Raw genomic sequence first — 17,878 nt, 5'->3', positions numbered from 1 at the left:
ATAACAGCATCCAAACCGTCAGCATCGACATTTTCAAACTCATAGGTGAGGACATCGCAACGCTCAGCCAACTGACGCAGAGCATCCACGTCATTATAAGGAGCAACGATGATCTCCGCTACGCGAGATGCTGGACAATCAGCCGCAGGATCCAGCGCGATAACCTTGTGGCCCATGTAGATAGCAGAAATTGCCATCATTTGACCCAGCTGGCCGCCACCGATAATTCCGATTGTTTTAGATGAGCTCATTTGTAGACTCCTCTGCGATTTTTCCTTGCTCTTCTGCGAAATCAGCCAATGCTGTCGCGATAGCATGATCCTCTACTGACAGGAGACGGAGAGCAAAGAGGGCTGCGTTGGTCGCCCCTGCTTCACCGATAGCCATTGTCGCTACAGGCACACCGCCCGGCATCTGTACGATAGAGTAAAGCGAGTCCACACCACTAAGAGCACGTGATTTGACAGGTACCCCGATGACTGGAAGGGTAGTCTTAGCAGCTACCATTCCTGGCAAATGAGCAGCGCCTCCAGCACCTGCGATGATGACCTTGATGCCACGTCTACGGGCCTCTTCTGCATGCTTGAACATGAGGTCTGGTGTGCGGTGAGCAGAAACAACCTTCTTTTCGTAGGCTACACCGAAGCGATCGAGAACTTCGGCGGTTTTTTGTATGGTTGCCCAGTCTGATTTGGAGCCCATGATAATGGAAATAATTGGTTTAGTCATAATTTTTCCTTTTTTCTTCTTTTTTGATAATGGCCTTGGGTGGTGGGGACGGAAGCAAACCTTCGGTTTCATTCCTAAATTTTGAGCCTAAAATCTCAAAGTTTCCTCCGACCAGAACAGATACTGTTCTGGTCTTTTCACCACGGCGACCATTATCTTACTTTGGCTCGCTTTCGCTCGCCATGGAAAATATGTCTGTTAATCTTTTATGGCCTTGCTTCCGATATCTGTTCGGTAAAAGAGGCCTTCTGTTTTTTGTTGGGAGAGTTCTTGGTAGATGGTTTCTTGGGCTTCTTTGACGGTATCTGCTGTGGTGACGAGCATATAGACACGTCCACCGTTTGAGAGCAGTGCTCTGCTATTTTCCTCAAACTTAGCCCCTGCATAATAGGTGATGATGTCGCCTTTTGTCTTGGCTGGCAACTTGACACCTTTTTCATAGTCTAGCGGGTAACCCTTGGATGCGACAACCACACCCAGAGTCACACCCTTGTCCGTCCAAGTGATAACTGGTTCTTTGCCGTCTAGGATATCCGTAATATTTTGGGCAAAATCAGATGTCAAACGAGGCAAGATAATCTGAGTTTCAGGATCTCCGAAACGAGCATTGAACTCGATGACCTTAGGTCCGTCTGCTGTTAAAATAAGCCCTGCGTAAAGGATACCAAGATACGGACGACCTTCTTTGATCATCCCTTCAAGGACTGGCTTGACAATGGTGTCAACCGCTGTATCAACTACACTCTGTGGTAAGTGTGGAACTGGCGCATAGGCACCCATCCCACCAGTGTTAGGCCCCTTATCGCCATCATAGGCACGTTTGTGGTCTTGCGCTGTCGGCATGATATAGAACTTGTCGCCATTGACAAAGGCAAAGAGAGAGAACTCTTCTCCTTCAAGGAATTCCTCAATAACCACACGCGCACCTGAGTCGCCAAATTTATTGTCCAAAAGCATCTCGTGAGCTGCTTCGACTGCTTGCTCAACCTTCTCCGCAACGACGACACCCTTCCCAAGCGCCAGGCCATCCGCCTTGACTACGATAGGCGCACCCTGCTTTTCGATATAGGCCTTGGCTTCCTCGAAATCTGAGAATGTGCCATAGGTTGCTGTCGGAACGCCGTATTTGACCATGATTTCCTTAGCAAAATCCTTGGACCACTCCAGCTCCGCTGCCAATCTTGTCGGACCAAAGGCTTTGAGACCAGCTACATGGAAATCATCCACGATACCAGCCGCAAGGGCGTCATCTGGCCCTATAAAGGTCCAAGCAACATCGTTGGCTTTTACAAACTCAATCAATTCAGAATGTTCGGAAATAGAGATATTTACCAATTCCAGACTATCCAGAGTCATACCGTCATTCCCAGGAGCTACAAAAACCTTTTCAACGCTTTTTGACTCCAGTAACTTTTTAGCAATGGCATGTTCACGACCACCCGAACCGACAACTAACAGCTTCATCTTACAACCTCTTTGCGAATTATTTACTAACATTATAACACAAACGTTCGTTTTAATCTTGTTTTATTAAGTATTTTTAAGCAAAAAAGGAAAGAAACTGTTTTCTTCCCTTTAGTGTTCTTAATGTCTAAAATGTCTCACGCCTGTGAAGACCATGGTCAAACCGTATTTATCCGCAGCTTCGATAGATTCTTGGTCACGGACAGAGCCACCTGGCTGGATGATAGCCTTGATACCTGCTTTGGCGATTTCTTCCACATTATCCGCAAATGGGAAGAAGGCATCAGAAGCAAGCACAGCGCCGTCAAGACGGTCTTTAGCTTGGTCAATAGCGATACGAACAGAGGCAACACGGTTAGTTTGACCTGGACCAACACCAAGTGTCATGTGGTCGTTGGTTACGATGATTCCGTTTGATTTGACGTATTTAATAGCCTTCCAAGCAAACTCAAGAGCTGTCGCTTCTGTCTCAGTTGGTTGGCGTTTGGTCACCACTTGCCAATCGGCTGGGCTTTCCTTGACTACATCTTGGTTTTGCACCAGAAGTCCACCAACTACACCTGTGTATTCTGCTTCTACTTCGCTAGCCTCTTGAGCATCAAATGGCAAGACAAGGATACGCAAGTTTTTCTTTTTGTTGGTCAAAATGGCTAACGCTTCATCCGTATAGCTTGGTGCAATGATGATTTCAAGGAATACACCATGCATCTTCTCAGCTGTCGCAGCATCCACCTCACGGTTAAGAACAACGATACCACCAAAGATAGACACTGGGTCAGACTCATAAGCGTAGTCCCAAGCAGTCTCGATGTCATCAGCCTGACCGATTCCACATGGGTTCATGTGTTTGAGAGCCACAACGGTTGGACGGTCTTTAAAATCACGGATGATACGAATGGCCGCATCAGCATCGCGGATATTGTTGAAAGACAATTCTTTCCCGTTGAGCTGTTTGGCTGAAGCAATGGAGTAATCAGTCGGCAAAGCTTTCTGGTAAAAGTCCGCGTCTTGTTGAGGGTTCTCACCGTAACGCATAGCTTGTTTGAGATCATAGGTCAAAGTGAGCTTTTCAGGTTTGCTTTCTCCGACTTGAGCTGTGAAATACTCTGCAATCAAGGCGTCATAAGCCGCTGTATGACGGAAAACCTTGGCTGCCAAACGTTGGCGAGTTTCATAAGTCGTTTCACCATTGGCTGACAACTCGTCCAAAACCACTGTATAGTCAGCAGGATCTACCACAACTGTTACGCTAGCGTGGTTCTTAGCTGCTGAACGAAGCATAGATGGCCCACCGATATCGATGTTCTCAACCGCATCAGCGTACGTCACATCTGGTTTGAGAATCGTTTCCTTGAAAGGATAGAGGTTGACCACAACAAGGTCGATAAGCTCAATTTGATTATCCTTGGCTGCTTGAAGGTGACTATCCAAGTCACGACGAGCCAAGAGTCCACCATGGATATTTGGATGGAGGGTCTTAACACGACCGTCCATCATTTCTGGAAAACCAGTCACATCATCAATCGCAATGGTGTCCACCCCAGCAGTATCAAGGGCAACCTTGGTTCCACCAGTCGAGATAATCTCCCAACCAAGTTTTTTAAGTTCTTGGGCAAATTCAACAATGCCCACTTTGTTTGAGACGCTGATTAAGGCGCGTTTAGTCATGTTTTTTCCTTTCATTTTCAAACTCTCTACCTACGAATTTTTCGATTCATAAAGTATAGGGAGACGATTACCAAGACTCCCAAAATTACTGTCAGTAAAAATCTCCCCCAATAAGGAATCTCTGGGAAGAAAAAATTTACTAGTAAACGTAGAATGATTGCCAAGGTAATCAAGGCAAGTGTTTCCAACCATTTTTTCATTTACTTGTCCAACAATTCTCTAATGACCTCTGGATACAACTTGTACTCTGCCTCATGAATCCGAGTTTCAAAACTCTCTATGGTATCATCAGCCAGCCGCGGCACACGAACTTGTTTGATGATCTTACCAGTGTCCACACCCGATACCTCCGTTTGAATCCGTCTTCAACAATCACTGACTCCAATTTTAAATCAAAGATATCATATGAATCATCAATGGCACTGGTGCTCACCCCAGCATTATCAAGGGCAACCTTGGTTCCACCTGTTGAGATGATGTCCCAACCGAGTTTTTTAAAGTTCTTGGGCAAATTCAACAATGCCCTCTTTGTTTGAGATACTGATTAAAGCTTTTTTCGTCATTCTATTCCTCTTTCTTTAGGTCCAAGCGCATAGCGACTTCGTTATTTTCTTCTATAAATCCTGTTTCCTGAAAACCAAGACTAGTCAGTAGGTGCTTCATTTTTTCATTTCCAACCACATAATCTGCGATAATATGATTGCAAGTGCTATCCATCTGAGCCTTTTTAATCAGAAATTCCACGGCTTTTCGTCCATAACCTCTTCCTTGGTACTGCTGGCCAATCATTATCCGCCAGATAAAGTATTCCGCTTCATCCTTATCTATTTCCAACAGGAGAAAACCAACTACAAGCTCATTCCAATAAATTGCCATTGGAAACACATCCCCATTCTCTCGGTAGAGCCATGCGTCAGCTAAAGAGCGTACATTTGGAGACACGAAACGTGCTCGTTCATCAGCTTCAGATATTTTCAAATCCAGCACTGCCTGAAAACTGCTCTCATCTACTAATTTCAGTTCAATCATTTTTTCTCCTAGCAAGATTGCACAATCAAAATTTGATTTACTTCTTATCTTCTCCCTACTCCCAAACATTCCAACACTTCTGGATAGAGCTGATATTCCACTTCATGGATCCGTGCTTCAAAGCTGGCTATGGTATCATCAGCTAACCGTGGCACACGAACTTGTTTGATAACCTTTCCTGTATCCACACCTGAATCCACCCAGTGAATGGTAACACCACTCTCAGCAATGTCAGCATTCCAAGCATCCTCAATCCCATGAGCTCCTGGAAATTCTGGTAGGTAGGCTGGATGAATGTTGATAATTCGGCCCTCATAAGCTGCTAATAAAGTTGGCCCAACGATTTTCATGTAGCCTGCTAGACAAACCAAGTCAATCTGATGTTCTTCCAAGAGTTCGACAAGGGCTGCTTCGTAGTCTGCCTTGCTCTCAAACTCCTTGAGTTCAAAAGCATAGGACAGAACGCCGAGCTTGTCTGCACGTTCGAGAACATAGGCATCACGATGGTCTGAAAAGACAAACTCTACTGGAAATTGTTCCGCTATCACCTGAAAATTTGAGCCATTACCAGAGGCAAAAACCGCTATTTTTTTCATTTGATGATGACACTTTCGTTTTCTTTCTTGACGATACGACCGATTTCATAGACTGGTTCATCCAACAATTCCTTGACACGACTTACATTTTCAGGGCTAACTGCCAGCATAAATCCCACACCCATATTGAAGATTTCAAACATTTCTTCATGTTTGATTTTACCATATTTTTCAAGAGCTTTGAAAATAGGAAGCACGGGAACCTTGTCTTCTTCAATCTCAGCAGCCAAGTCAGCTGCAAACATACGAGGGACATTCTCAATAAAGCCACCACCTGTGATGTGGGCAATACCATTTACCAAGCCTTCCTTGATAAGTGGTAAAACAGCCTTGACATAGATACGAGTCGGCTCAAGAAGAACTTCCTTGAGTTGCTTGCCTTCCAATTCTGGCAAGATTTCCTCACCTGTGTAATCCGCAAAGACACGACGGACGAGAGAGTAACCATTGGAATGAATCCCACTTGAAGCAAGTCCGAGAAGAACATCTCCTTCTGCCACCTTTGAACCGTCAATGATTTGAGATTTTTCAGCCACACCGACCGCAAAGCCAGCCAAGTCATAGTCATCTTCGCCGTACATGCCCGGCATTTCAGCCGTTTCCCCACCGATGAGGGCAGCGCCTGCCTGCGCACAACCTTCTGCCACACCAGCGACAACTTGTTCTAGCTTAGCTGGTTCATTCTTCCCTGTCGCTACGTAGTCAAGGAAATAGAGGGGCTCCGCACCTGCAGCAATGATATCATTGACACACATGGCCACACAGTCCTGCCCAATCGTGTCATGCTTGTCGTACTTGATAGCCAACATGAGCTTGGTTCCGACACCATCAGTTCCTGAAATCAAGACGGGTTCTTTAACCCCAGTCTTTGAAAGGTCAAACATACCACCAAAGCCACCCAGAGCTCCCATGACACCTGCACGCTCCGTACGAGCCACGTGCTTTTTGATTCGTTCAACAACTTCATAACCCGCTTCAACATCCACACCAGATTGAGCGTACGCATTTTTATTTGCCATTTTTATGTTCCTTTTCTTTGAGAAAGATTGCGACGTATTTTTAGATAAACAATTATTTTATCTAATACTCAATGAAAATCAAAGAGCAAACTAGGAAGCTAGCCGCAGGCTGTACTTGAGTACGGCAAGGTGAAGCTGACGTGGTTTGAATTTGATTTTCGAAGAGTATAAAAATACTAGTCAGGGTTCTAGCTTTGCCCCATAGGACAAAGCGTCTACTGACAAATGCTTTAGCTTTTAGTCAGTAGCGAGACGTGAAGCATAAGCATAAGCATTTTTTGTCATTTTTATATTCCTTTTCTTTAATGGAGAATCTGTCATCTATTTGTAAAAACTGGTCTTTTCTTCCAAACTTCTACGATAGTCTTCTTCGTAGTCGTAGAGAGGTGTTGGGTAGTCACCGTCAAAGTAAGCGACACAGAGACCACCATTTGGCGCATCCGTTTCAATCCCAATCGAATCAATCAATCCTTCAACAGAAAGATAAGTCAGACTGTCCGCACCAATGATTTGACGCGTTTCTTCAACAGTATGATTGGCCGCAATTAGCTCCTGACGGGTCTGGATATCAATCCCGTAGAAACATGGATAAGCTAGCGCTGGACTACCAATAGCAACGTGAACCTCAGTTGCACCCGCTTCTTTCAAGAGCTGAACGATCCGACGAGAGGTTGTTCCACGTACAATAGAGTCATCAATCATAACAACACGCTTGCCTTTGACAACACCTGAAACAGCAGAGAGTTTCATCCGTACCCCTTGCTCACGCAATTCTTGAGTCGGTTGGATAAAGGTACGTTGGGTGTATTGGTTCTTGATAAGACCCATTTCATTTGGCAAACCAGATTCTTCCGCAAATCCCATAGCCGCGCTGAGGGAAGAATTGGGCACACCGACCACGATATCCGCCTCATGCTTGAATTCACGCGCCAATTGGGCACCCATACGTTTACGTGCCGTATGAACATTGACACCGTGGATATTAGAATCAGGGCGAGCAAAGTAGATATACTCCATGGAACAGATTGCTAACTGAGTATCATCTGTATAGCTATCATACTGGATGCCCTTGTCATCAATGATCACAATCTCACCTGGCTTCAAATCACGAATCCATTCAGCACCAATAACCTCAAAAGCACAGGTTTCAGAGGAAACAACCACCGCTCCGTTAGCCATTTTCCCGATAGAAAGCGGACGGAAACCATTGGGGTCAAGAGCCGCAATCAACTTGTCCTCAAACAGCAAGATATAGGCAAAACCACCTTTGACAAGACTGAGCGCTTCCTTGATTTTGCCCATCAGGCTAGGATTATGACTGCGACGAATGAGGTGAGCCAAGATTTCAGAGTCCGAAGTCGCGCTGAAAATCGCTCCTCTTTGTTCCAGTTCTTTCTTGAGAGAGGCTGCATTGGTCAGATTTCCATTATGAGCCAACCCAAACTGCATATCGTGAAAACGGAAGAGGAAGGGCTGGATATTATCTACAGAAGCTTCGCCAGCAGTCGCGTAACGCACATGCCCAATCGCACCAGTCCCTGTCAATTTATCTAAGTTGGCAGGATTTCTGAAGACTTCTGATAGAAGGCCCATATCGCGATGCCGCTTTAGTTTTCCTTGGTCATTGGAAAGGATTCCTGCCCCCTCCTGACCACGGTGTTGAAGACTGTGGAGACCAAAATAGGTCAATTTAGCAGCATCTGGATGTCCCCAGATACCGAAAACACCACATTCTTCATTAAGAGATTTTACTTCGTATGTCATTTTATATACCTAATTTTTATTTGTGTAGCACCAAGAGCTAAATCTACATGACTTTTACATTACTGACACTATCTATTAGAAAATCTGCAAGTCTTATTTTCCAGTAAAGTATTTAACCGCTGACGCGAACAGGTGCTGGTCTTTATTTCCTGGGATGTTTTGGAAAAGACCGTCTTCATAACGTTCTGAGTGTCCCATCTTACCGATGATTTGGCCGTTCTTGCTGGTAATTCCTTCAATGGCATGGACGGAACCATTCGGATTGTACTTAGAATCCATACTTGGTTTGCCGTCAAAATCAACGTATTGGCTGAAAATTTGGCCATTGTCACAGAGCTCTGCAAATTCTTCAGCCGTCACGACAAACTTCCCTTCACCGTGCGAAACAGGAATAGCGTGGATATCGCCCACTTGCACACCAGCCAACCATGGTGAGTTGGTATTGGCAATGCGAGTTTCTACCATCTTGGCCACGTGTTGGTTGGCATCATTGTAGAAGAGGGTTGGGCTAGTACTTTTGGCATCTTCAAAGTTCCCATATGGAAGAAGACCTGATTTGACCAAAGCCTGGAAGCCATTACAGATACCGATAATCAAGCCACCACGGGCGATAAAGCTATCAATAGCTGCACGCACTTTTTCATTGAGCAGAATATTGACAATAAACTTAGCTGAACCATCTGGCTCATCCGCAGCTGAGAATCCACCTGCAAAGAAGAGAATGTTAGCCTTACCGATGTTGTCAACCATAGTTTCAACTGACTTGACAATGGCTTCTTCATTCAAGGTCACAAATGGCACCAAGTTGACCTCTGCACCTTCTTTTTCGAAAGCCTTAGCTGAATCATATTCTGAGTTAGTTCCTGGGAAGACTGGGATGTAAACCACAGGTTTTTCAAGGATTTCTTTTGCTCTGATGACTGCCTTAGAAGCGACAGCTGGAACCTCGTCCAATTCTTTCGCTTGAGCAAATTCTGTTGGGTAAACTTCTTCCAATGTCCCTTGGAAGGCACTGTCAAGTTTCTGTCCATCTAGCTTTACACCATTGACAAGTAGTGTAAAGTCTGCACTTGTTTGACCGATCTTCTCTACTCTAGTGATTTCTTCAGGCGATGTGAAGACAAATCCGCCCAATTGTGCTGTCAAAGAACTTTCAAGTTCAGGCAAGGTTACCTCTGCACCGATATGATTTCCAAAGGTAGCAAGTGCCAAACTTTCAACAACACCACCATATTTGACAGCTGATGCAGATGTCACTTTATGAGCCTTTTGAAGGGCTTCAAACTGAGCAAAATTTGACTTAATTAAGTCAAAATCAATCTCTGCTGAGAGTGCTTGACCTGGGATGTAGTAGATATTTTCCCCAACAGCTTTAAATTCTGGAGAGAGCACATTACGGCTATCTGCCGTCGTCACCCCAAAGGCTACCAAGGTTGGTGGCACAGTTAATTCTTCAAAGGTACCAGACATAGAGTCCTTCCCACCGATAGATGGCAAACCAAGCTGAATCTGAGTTTCAATAGAGCCTAGGAGAGCTGCTACTGGCTGACCAAAACGCTCAGCTTGTTTGTCCATGCGTTCGAAATACTCTTGGTAAGAGAAACGAGCCTTAGACCAGTTGGCACCAGCAGCCACCAAACGAGCAGTCGCTTCAATAACCGCATAAGCAGCACCGTGGTATGGAGACCATTCTGCTACATAAGGGTTGAAACCTTGAGCCATGACTGACGCAGTATGAGTCACACCGTGTTGAACTGGCAATTTCTGCACAGATGCCTCAGTTGGTGTGAGTTGGTAACGACCACCAAGTGGGTGATTGACCGTTGAGCGTCCAACAGAGCAGTCAAAGATAGTCTGTAATCCTTTTTGACTCGCATGATTCAAATCAGATAGAACCGCAAGGGTATCAACTTCAAGTGTGTTAGCGCTTGTTGTGCGTTCTTCTGGAAGCTTGACATCTTTGTCCACAACTTTAGCATCGACAACCACTCGTACACCATTGGTATCAAGGAAACGGCGTTCCAAGTCTACAATGATTTCACCATTCCAGTGCATAACTAGATTTGGTTTTTCTGTCACTGTCGCAACAACAACAGCATCAATATTCTCTTTGTTACATTCTACAACAAATGCATCTACGTCCTCAGGACGAACCACAACCGCCATACGTTCTTGTGATTCAGAGATGGCAATTTCGGTACCATTCAAGCCTTGGTATTTAAGAGGCACCTTGTTAAGGTCGATTTCAAGACCGTCTGCTAATTCACCAATAGCTACACAGACACCACCAGCACCAAAGTCGTTGGATTTCTTAATGAGACGAGTGACATCACCATTACGGAAGAGGCGCTGAATCTTACGTTCTTCGATGGCATTCCCTTTTTGAACCTCAGCTCCAGCAGTTTCCACAGACTCAACCGTTTGAACCTTAGAAGAGCCCGTCGCACCACCGACACCATCACGTCCAGTCTTACCTCCAAGGAGGATAATGACATCACCCGCTTCCGGTTTTTCACGGACAACATTGCCCTTAGGAGCCGCTCCGACAACAGCACCAAGCTCCATGCGTTTAGCTACAAAGCCTGGATGGAAATACTCACGAACGTAGGTCGTCGCAAGCCCAATCTGGTTACCATATGAAGAATAACCATGAGCAGCTGTCTTAGAAATAACCTGTTGTGGCAGCTTACCAGCACGCGTTTCCGAAATCGGTGCTGTAATATCACCAGCACCTGAAATACGCATGGCTTGATAAACGTAGGAACGACCTGACAATGGGTCACGAATGGCTCCACCGATACAGGTAGCAGCACCACCAAATGGCTCAATTTCCGTTGGGTGATTGTGGGTTTCGTTCTTGAACATGAGGAGCCATGGTTCTTTCACACCATTAACGTCCACTTCGATTTCTACTGAGCAAGCATTGATTTCATCTGACACTTCCATGTCATCCAAACGTCCATTAGCACGCTCATAACGACCGAAAATAGTCGCCATATCCATCAAGGTTTGTGGTTTTTCAGAGCGACCCAACTCTTCGCGCATAGCAATATATTTGTCATAGGTTGACTGCAATTGTTTTTGGAATTTAGAAGCTGAGAAATCAATCTGCTTCAACTCTGTCTCAAAAGTCGTGTGACGGCAGTGGTCAGACCAGTAAGTGTCCAAAACCTTGAGTTCTGTTTCCGTCGGCACGCGCCCGATTGACTTGAAGTAGTCTTGGATAAAAAGCAAATCATCCACTTCCATGGCCATCCCTTGTTTAGCCTTGTAGCGCGCAAAGTCTTCTGCTGTATAGTTTTCAAAGAAAGTCAATTTAGGAATGGTCTTGTCTGACTCAGAAAATTCCTGCTTGGCAATCCCTGTCGTGATGTCCTTGAAACGAGAATCAACTGGATTGAGCAAGTAGTTCTTGACTGCTTCCAACTCAGTCGCATCAATATCTTTATTGACTAAGTAAAGTTGAGCGGTATTGACTGTTACATCACTCGAGCTACCTAGCAAAAGCAAGGCTTCCTGTGAAGATGCTGCACGCTGGTCAAACTGCCCAGGTAGACTTTCAATAGCAAAGAAAGCATAGTTAGCCAGATCCGCCTGCACAGCCGCTTCGTCCAAGACATGATCTGTCACCTGCTCAGAGAAGATGTGTTTCTCTGCAGGTGCAAACAGGTCCTCTGCCAAGTTAAAGACATCATACACTTGCACGATGCGAATACTTTTCAAGCTTGAAAGTCCCAAGTTATGCTGGAGTTCTCTAACCAAACTCTCTGACTTGACCTGAAAATCAGCCTTTTTTTCAACAAAAATACGTTTATCCATCAATTCTTATTCCTTTATTTCAGCTCTTGCAATCTTTCCAAATGACCTTGAGAGTCTTGCAAATAGATTATTTCAATTCCTGTAACTTTTCCCAAACAATCTCATAAACGTCTGTTAGTTCTCCCAATCCTCTACGAAAAACATCCTTGTCCATGTGGTTGCCATCCGCATCCCACAAACGGCAGTTATCTGGTGAAAATTCATCTGCTAAGATAATCTTGCCATCTTTGTCAAAACCGAACTCTAGCTTAAAGTCAATCAACTTAAGCCCAATCTCAGCAAACCAAGTTTTCAAGAGTTCATTGATGCGACGAGTTTCTTCCTTCAAGTAGGCGATTTGCTGGTCATCCGCAATCTGTAGGAATTTTACATGCTCGTCATTGATAAATGGGTCATCCAAATCATCATTTTTGTAGTAAAATTCAACAATCGGAGTCTCCAAGGCGATTCCCTCATCCACACCAAAACGTTTTGAAAAAGAACCAGCCGTGTAGTTGCGAAGCACGACTTCCAAAGGAATAATCTTAACCTTTTTATTGAGTTGTTCCGTGTCTGAAAGTTTCTCCACAAAGTGAGTCGCCACACCAGCCGCATTTAATTTCTCAAAAATAAAAGATGAAATCTGATTATTCAAGACTCCCTTACCTGCAATCTGTTCCTTCTTGACACCGTTGAAAGCAGTCGCCTGGTCCTTGTAAGTTGAAATAATAAGATTTTCATCCTCAGTTGTATAGATATCTTTAGCTTTTCCCGAATAGATCAATTGTTTTGACATTTTAAAGTTCGCCTTTCGTATTACTTGAGCACATTCTACCATAAAAAACCTAAAATTACAAGAATTTAACCGAATAAATAACGTAACAGCCTCAAAAATCATAAAGAAAAAACTGCAAGAAAAAGATTTCTCACAGTTTAAAAATTATTTAACTCTAAAAACACGAACATTACTCTTTGTTCAAAAATTGATCCAAATAATAACGCAGGTAACTTTTCTTACCTGTAATCATCTGCAGACGACCTTCCACCCCGTACCGAAGTTTTGCAGCCTGCTCCGAAGTTAGATTAGTCTCCGCCTCAATTTTAAAGAAATTCCCTTTTTCAGTCTTGGTAGCTGTCGCATCGATGCTGGTAATAGTAGAATCTAGGAAAAGCTGATTCTTGGCATCATGAGTCGTAGTATAGCGAACAGAATCACCGACCTTAATCCTTGCTACATCTTTTGAACTAAGATAAGCTGTTAGTTTGGCTTTCCCTTCTTTTTCCAAGGACGGATAAAGTTGGGCTAGTAAGGCACCTTCTGCTACCATAGTAGAATCACTGGTCTCAGGATTAAGGTGAAGCACCCCATCCTCACTTGCCGTAATTTTCCCCTTGTCTAAAAGATTTCCCTGAACCTTCTTACCCGATTCTGCCTCCAAAATTTTCTGGTCTAGAAGGGTCAATTCCTGACCAACCTTTGCTAAGTGTTGGGATTTAAGGGACTCTAATTGACTACTTAAACCAGACGCATAGGCTTGCTGGGTACCTGAACCTGCATACTGAACACGGTAAGTAGCAAGACTAGATTCTAACTGAGAAAGCTGCGCTTCAACCTGCGCAACTGCTTGTGCCTTAGCTTGCGGATTTTCCTCCCCCTGAGACTTATAGAACTGGTAGAGAGAATAGGCTAGATTCTGACTGGCCAAGGAAGTACCTGTTTCAATAGCTGACTTAGCTGTCTGGTAATCGCGAATTTTAGCCTCTGTTTGACTGATGAGGTTGCCGATTTCGACTTGGGTTTGGCTAGCTGCTGCATTCTGGGATGCGATGGTCTCATTTTGTTGCGATGTACTAGCCCTAAGACTGCCTGCTTGACTGATGTAGTCGCGAAAGGTGGCTTGGTAGCCAAACTTATCCTCCTCTGGAAAGTGGTTCTCCCCTTCTTGCAAGCTCTTCTGCAAATACTCCAATTGCTTTTTTTGATCCTTGAGCATGTCCAACTGACTGGCATAAGACTCCGCTTGGACACCCTCTGCCCCTTCCTGATATTGAACTAACAGTTCTCCCTTTTTAACCAGCTTATTTTCTTCCAAATGATTGACAAGCATACGATTGTTGCTAGTTGACTGGATATTTGCAAGGATTCGACTAGGCTCAACAGTAGCTCTAGTAGACAAACTCATCTCCTTCTCTGCAAATGTTGCAAATCCAAGCAAAAACACGAGCAGAAGGGACATGGGGACAATCACCCGACTGGAAAAATTATGGTAACGACGATTATAAAACTCCGCACTTTCTAAAAATTCTGGTTTCATCCTCTCCTCTTTCTAGCTATTCACCAAATGGGCGTAAAATCCACCCCGTGCAAGTAAATCAGCATGATTTCCTTCTTCAACAATCTTGCCCTGATCCAAGACAACAACCTTCTCTGTCCGCTCTGCAATGGTCAAGCGGTGAGCAATGAAAATCAAGGTCTTGTCTAAAGCCATCAGATTATCTACAATCCGCTTCTCTGTCAAAATATCCAAACTGCTGGTCGCCTCATCCAAAATCAAGACCGGTGCATCCGTCAAGAGAGCACGCGCCAGAGCAATTCTCTGACGTTGACCACCTGAGATTCCTGCCCCATCCGAAGTCAATTCTGTCTGGTAATTCAGTGGCATACGCTCGATATCCTCCCGAATCTCTGCCAATTCGACCGCCCGTAAGATATCTTCCTGTGTCGTCCCCTCCTTAGCTCCCAAAAGAAGATTCTCCAAAATCGTTCCGTTAAAGACATAGGGCTGTTGAGGCAGATAGTTGATATACTGGCGCAGGGCTTTTTTATCAATCTGATTTAGATTGACGCCACCCAGACTAATCTCTCCCTGACTTGGGTCGTAAAAATTAACCATCATCTTGGCCAAGGTCGTCTTACCTGAGCCTGAAATTCCCACAAAAGCCACCTTAGAACCTTGGGGAATAGTCAAATTGATATCCGACAAGACGTCTCGACCATAGCCATACTTGTAATGAACCTGCTTGAAAGTCATCTCTCCCTTCATCAAGCTCAAATCCTCAACTGTTTTCTTCTCCTCAAACTCCGAAGCTACTAGATAAACCTCATTTAGACGGTTATTGGCGACCTGCGCTGTCTGAAGTTTGGTTTGCAGGTTGATGATATTTTCCAAAGGATTGGTAAAGTAAACCAGCAAGGTATTATAGGTAATCAACTGCCCCAAACTCATCTTGCCATCCATGACCAGAACAGCCCCCATCCAGAGAATGCCGACATTGAGCAAGAGATGGGCAACTTTTTTCAGAGCCTTTTGCTGACTCTCTGCCCTACTATAGGTAAAGGATTTTTTCAGATAATCCACAAATTCCTTGTCAATTTTTTGGTAACGCTGACTCTCACTGGTCAAGGACTTAATAGTCTCAATACCGTTGATGTCCTCAATGATAGAAGAAGACAGAACTGCATTGGCTTCCATGGTATCCCGATTCATCTTTTCAAACGGCTTCATAAAAGCAAAGATAATCACTGTATAGATAGGAAGTGCCAATAAAGTCATGAAAAAGAGATTGGTATTTTGTGAAAATAAAACAAGGGAAATAATGACAACCGTTGACACATCTAGGAAAATCGAAAGAATGGTCGAAGCTAGCGCATCAATGATACTGTTAGCATCCGTGAAACGAGACACGATTTCCCCTGTCCTGCGTGTCGCAAAAAAGGACATAGGCAGGTGAAAAACATGCTTGATATAGGACAAAATTACGTCAATCGACAAGCGTTGCCCCAAAACAAGTAAGAGATACTCCTGAGCGTAAGACAAGACCTGCTGGAGAATATAGACGATGACCAGCCCAATAGAAATAATCCCCAACGTCGAACGCATCTGGTCTGGTACATAGGTATCAATGATAGACTGCAAATAATAAGAACCCACAATGTTAATCAAGGTTACCAAGAGTGTTGCCAAAACGATATTGGCAATCAAGCCACGCTGCTTCACTAATATAGGTATAAAAGAGAGCAAACCATTCTTTTGATCCTTATGAGGCTTGTAGTCTGGACTAGGTGCCATAAAAAGAGTCACTCCTGTCCATTCTTCCGCAAAACGCTCACGTGGCAGTTTGGTCAATTTCACCCCAGGATCTGGGTCGGCAATATGAATGCTGTCCTTGTCCTGCCCAGTCACCACATAGTAGTGGAGCAATTTTCCTTCCTTAAGCACATGGGCAACAAAAGGAAAGGTCAAATCTGGCAAGTCAAAGAGCGTCATATCCGCCTTAATGGCCCGCGTCTCAAAGCCAATCTCCTCTGCCACCTTGACCAAGCCCAAAGCCGTCGTCCCATCCATGGTCGTCTTGGCCAATTCTCGCAAGTGAGCCAAAGAATAATAACTACCATAGTAGCCAAAAACCATGGCTAATGAAGCTACACCGCAGTCCATCTGATCCACCTGCGGACGATAGTGACGTTTCCCAAATTTCATATTCATCTCCTTTTCCTAAACTCATCTTATAATAACTATCTTACCCCAATCCTCAAACAAAAACTGGACTTCCTTCCCAAATGCTCCTATCTACCTCCCAACTGTACTTTTTGGATAAAAAAATAAGCAGAACAAACGTTCTACCTAAAATATATATTTATTTCTTTTTCTTCCTAATTCTTTTGTCAATCATATATAAAACGATAATCGAAAACAGCGGTGGTACAATATAACTCTTTTCACTCATTGTCAGCTGAAATCCCCGAGTTGCTAGTATCTTAAAGATGAAAATATTCATCAAAAATAGAAAAACAAATACTAAAAAATATCCTAAAACCTTCTTCATTTCTTTTCTTCAGCTCTCCTAATTTCTATACCTATTTTATCAAAAATATATGTAAAACTCCAAATAAACACCTCAACTGCACTTTTGGCAAAAAATAGGCAGAACAAACGTCCTACCTACTAAAAATATGCTATTGAAAGGAAAATGATTTTTTTCTGACACCCTAGGCAAGCTTGGGACAAATAAATCATTGATAGTAACCTTTACGACATCCTATTTATTACTTCAATTTCTAATGTCCCTGTTATTTCTAAGCCACCTCTGGTATGATCTATTCATAGTCAGAATAGATAACACCGTTCTAAATTACGATTCATAGTTACTCCTTTTTTGATTCGTTACTATAAAACACCTATTCCCTATAGAGCGTCTACTGCTTCAAATTTATCTATTCTTTTTTCTTTACTTCTGTATAAAAGAATGAAGACCATCATAAATAATGCAATCGTTGGTATATTGAAACTATCAAGCCAAGTAGGTAAAGATACTTTATTCATATCAGCTACTAATCTGATGATGATATAAGACATTGAACTAAGTAATACCATAATTTCAGGCCAAACTTTCAGTATTGATTTAACAAATTTCATATTAAACTCCAATGTGATGCATTCTTAGATTATACTCTAGTCATTTTAGCACAGACTAACAAGTCATTCCTAACTGCTCACTCTACTTGCTTTTTATTGACCTTATATCCTAGATAAAAGAGCCCAAATAAAACAGGGTAAATTTCTGGATAAAATAGGGTATTGATCGGATTTTTCAAAATCAAATACGTTGCGATGTAGATTATGAGTGATACGGTAAAATAACCCTCAGCAAAGCCTAATAAAAATGTTTTCATAAGAAACTCCTAATTACCTGACAAGAATGGCGGAAAAACACTACCATTCATATACACAAAATCCTTTTGATTCATATTCTTCATTTATAGTTTTGATTATTTTTTGACAAATCTTTGCGAAAAATACCAAAATATGC

Annotated in this window: 15 protein-coding genes and 2 pseudogenes; all 17 read right to left on the bottom strand. The window is 43.4% G+C overall.

Going from position 1 to position 17,878, the window contains the following annotated elements:
* The coding region (locus QZ359_RS00720; RefSeq protein ID WP_293951893.1) for an NAD(P)-dependent oxidoreductase at window positions 1–251 on the bottom strand (251 nt) is incomplete at its 3' end.
* Window positions 238–729, bottom strand: a complete 492-nt coding sequence (gene purE, locus QZ359_RS00715) for a 5-(carboxyamino)imidazole ribonucleotide mutase (RefSeq protein WP_293951891.1) — start codon at window positions 727–729, stop codon at window positions 238–240. The genes QZ359_RS00720 and purE, both read right to left, overlap by 14 nt.
* A gap of 198 nt (window positions 730–927) precedes the next feature.
* Entirely contained in the window at window positions 928–2,193 is a 1,266-nt protein-coding gene (gene purD / locus QZ359_RS00710; RefSeq protein WP_293951889.1) for a phosphoribosylamine--glycine ligase, read from the bottom strand.
* A 120-nt stretch (window positions 2,194–2,313) separates the two neighbouring features.
* Complete coding sequence (purH, locus tag QZ359_RS00705; RefSeq protein ID WP_293951887.1) at window positions 2,314–3,861, bottom strand: bifunctional phosphoribosylaminoimidazolecarboxamide formyltransferase/IMP cyclohydrolase; 1,548 nt, start codon at window positions 3,859–3,861, stop codon at window positions 2,314–2,316.
* 200 nt (window positions 3,862–4,061) lie between these two features.
* Window positions 4,062–4,205, bottom strand: a pseudogene (locus QZ359_RS00700) (formyltransferase family protein); the annotation flags it as partial.
* Window positions 4,206–4,234: 29 nt separating this feature from the next.
* Window positions 4,235–4,424: pseudogene (locus QZ359_RS00695) on the bottom strand (hypothetical protein); the annotation flags it as partial.
* 1 nt (window position 4,425) lies between these two features.
* Window positions 4,426–4,890: a GNAT family N-acetyltransferase gene (locus QZ359_RS00690; RefSeq protein ID WP_293951885.1), complete on the bottom strand. Its 465-nt coding sequence runs from the start codon at window positions 4,888–4,890 to the stop codon at window positions 4,426–4,428.
* Between the two features lie 44 nt (window positions 4,891–4,934).
* On the bottom strand, window positions 4,935–5,486 hold the full coding sequence (purN, locus tag QZ359_RS00685; RefSeq protein WP_261022623.1) for a phosphoribosylglycinamide formyltransferase: 552 nt from the start codon (window positions 5,484–5,486) through the stop codon (window positions 4,935–4,937).
* Entirely contained in the window at window positions 5,483–6,505 is a 1,023-nt protein-coding gene (purM, locus tag QZ359_RS00680) for a phosphoribosylformylglycinamidine cyclo-ligase (protein ID WP_293951882.1), read from the bottom strand. Before purM ends, purN begins: the two co-directional genes overlap by 4 nt.
* A gap of 321 nt (window positions 6,506–6,826) precedes the next feature.
* Window positions 6,827–8,269, bottom strand: a complete 1,443-nt coding sequence (gene purF, locus QZ359_RS00675) for an amidophosphoribosyltransferase (protein ID WP_004262552.1) — start codon at window positions 8,267–8,269, stop codon at window positions 6,827–6,829.
* Between the two features lie 93 nt (window positions 8,270–8,362).
* Window positions 8,363–12,088: a phosphoribosylformylglycinamidine synthase gene (locus QZ359_RS00670; RefSeq protein WP_293951878.1), complete on the bottom strand. Its 3,726-nt coding sequence runs from the start codon at window positions 12,086–12,088 to the stop codon at window positions 8,363–8,365.
* A gap of 67 nt (window positions 12,089–12,155) precedes the next feature.
* Window positions 12,156–12,863 (bottom strand): phosphoribosylaminoimidazolesuccinocarboxamide synthase, encoded by a 708-nt coding sequence (gene purC, locus QZ359_RS00665; protein ID WP_261026023.1) that lies wholly within the window; start codon window positions 12,861–12,863, stop codon window positions 12,156–12,158.
* Between the two features lie 169 nt (window positions 12,864–13,032).
* Entirely contained in the window at window positions 13,033–14,382 is a 1,350-nt protein-coding gene (gene comB / locus QZ359_RS00660; RefSeq protein ID WP_101782701.1) for a competence pheromone export protein ComB, read from the bottom strand.
* Window positions 14,383–14,394: 12 nt separating this feature from the next.
* Window positions 14,395–16,548: a peptide cleavage/export ABC transporter ComA gene (gene comA / locus QZ359_RS00655; RefSeq protein ID WP_293951870.1), complete on the bottom strand. Its 2,154-nt coding sequence runs from the start codon at window positions 16,546–16,548 to the stop codon at window positions 14,395–14,397.
* A 157-nt stretch (window positions 16,549–16,705) separates the two neighbouring features.
* Entirely contained in the window at window positions 16,706–16,894 is a 189-nt protein-coding gene (locus QZ359_RS00650; protein WP_293951868.1) for a hypothetical protein, read from the bottom strand.
* A gap of 359 nt (window positions 16,895–17,253) precedes the next feature.
* A complete protein-coding gene (locus tag QZ359_RS00645) occupies window positions 17,254–17,484 on the bottom strand; it encodes a bacteriocin immunity protein (protein ID WP_265471991.1) in 231 nt (76 codons plus the stop codon).
* Window positions 17,485–17,561: 77 nt separating this feature from the next.
* Window positions 17,562–17,741 (bottom strand): hypothetical protein, encoded by a 180-nt coding sequence (locus QZ359_RS00640; protein WP_000846993.1) that lies wholly within the window; start codon window positions 17,739–17,741, stop codon window positions 17,562–17,564.
* Between the last annotated feature and the right edge of the window lie 137 nt (window positions 17,742–17,878).

It is taken from the genome of Streptococcus sp. (assembly GCF_019414905.1).
Taxonomy (GTDB): domain Bacteria; phylum Bacillota; class Bacilli; order Lactobacillales; family Streptococcaceae; genus Streptococcus.
Note: the sequence above shows the minus strand (reverse complement) of the source record. Positions and strands in the feature narration are given on the sequence as shown.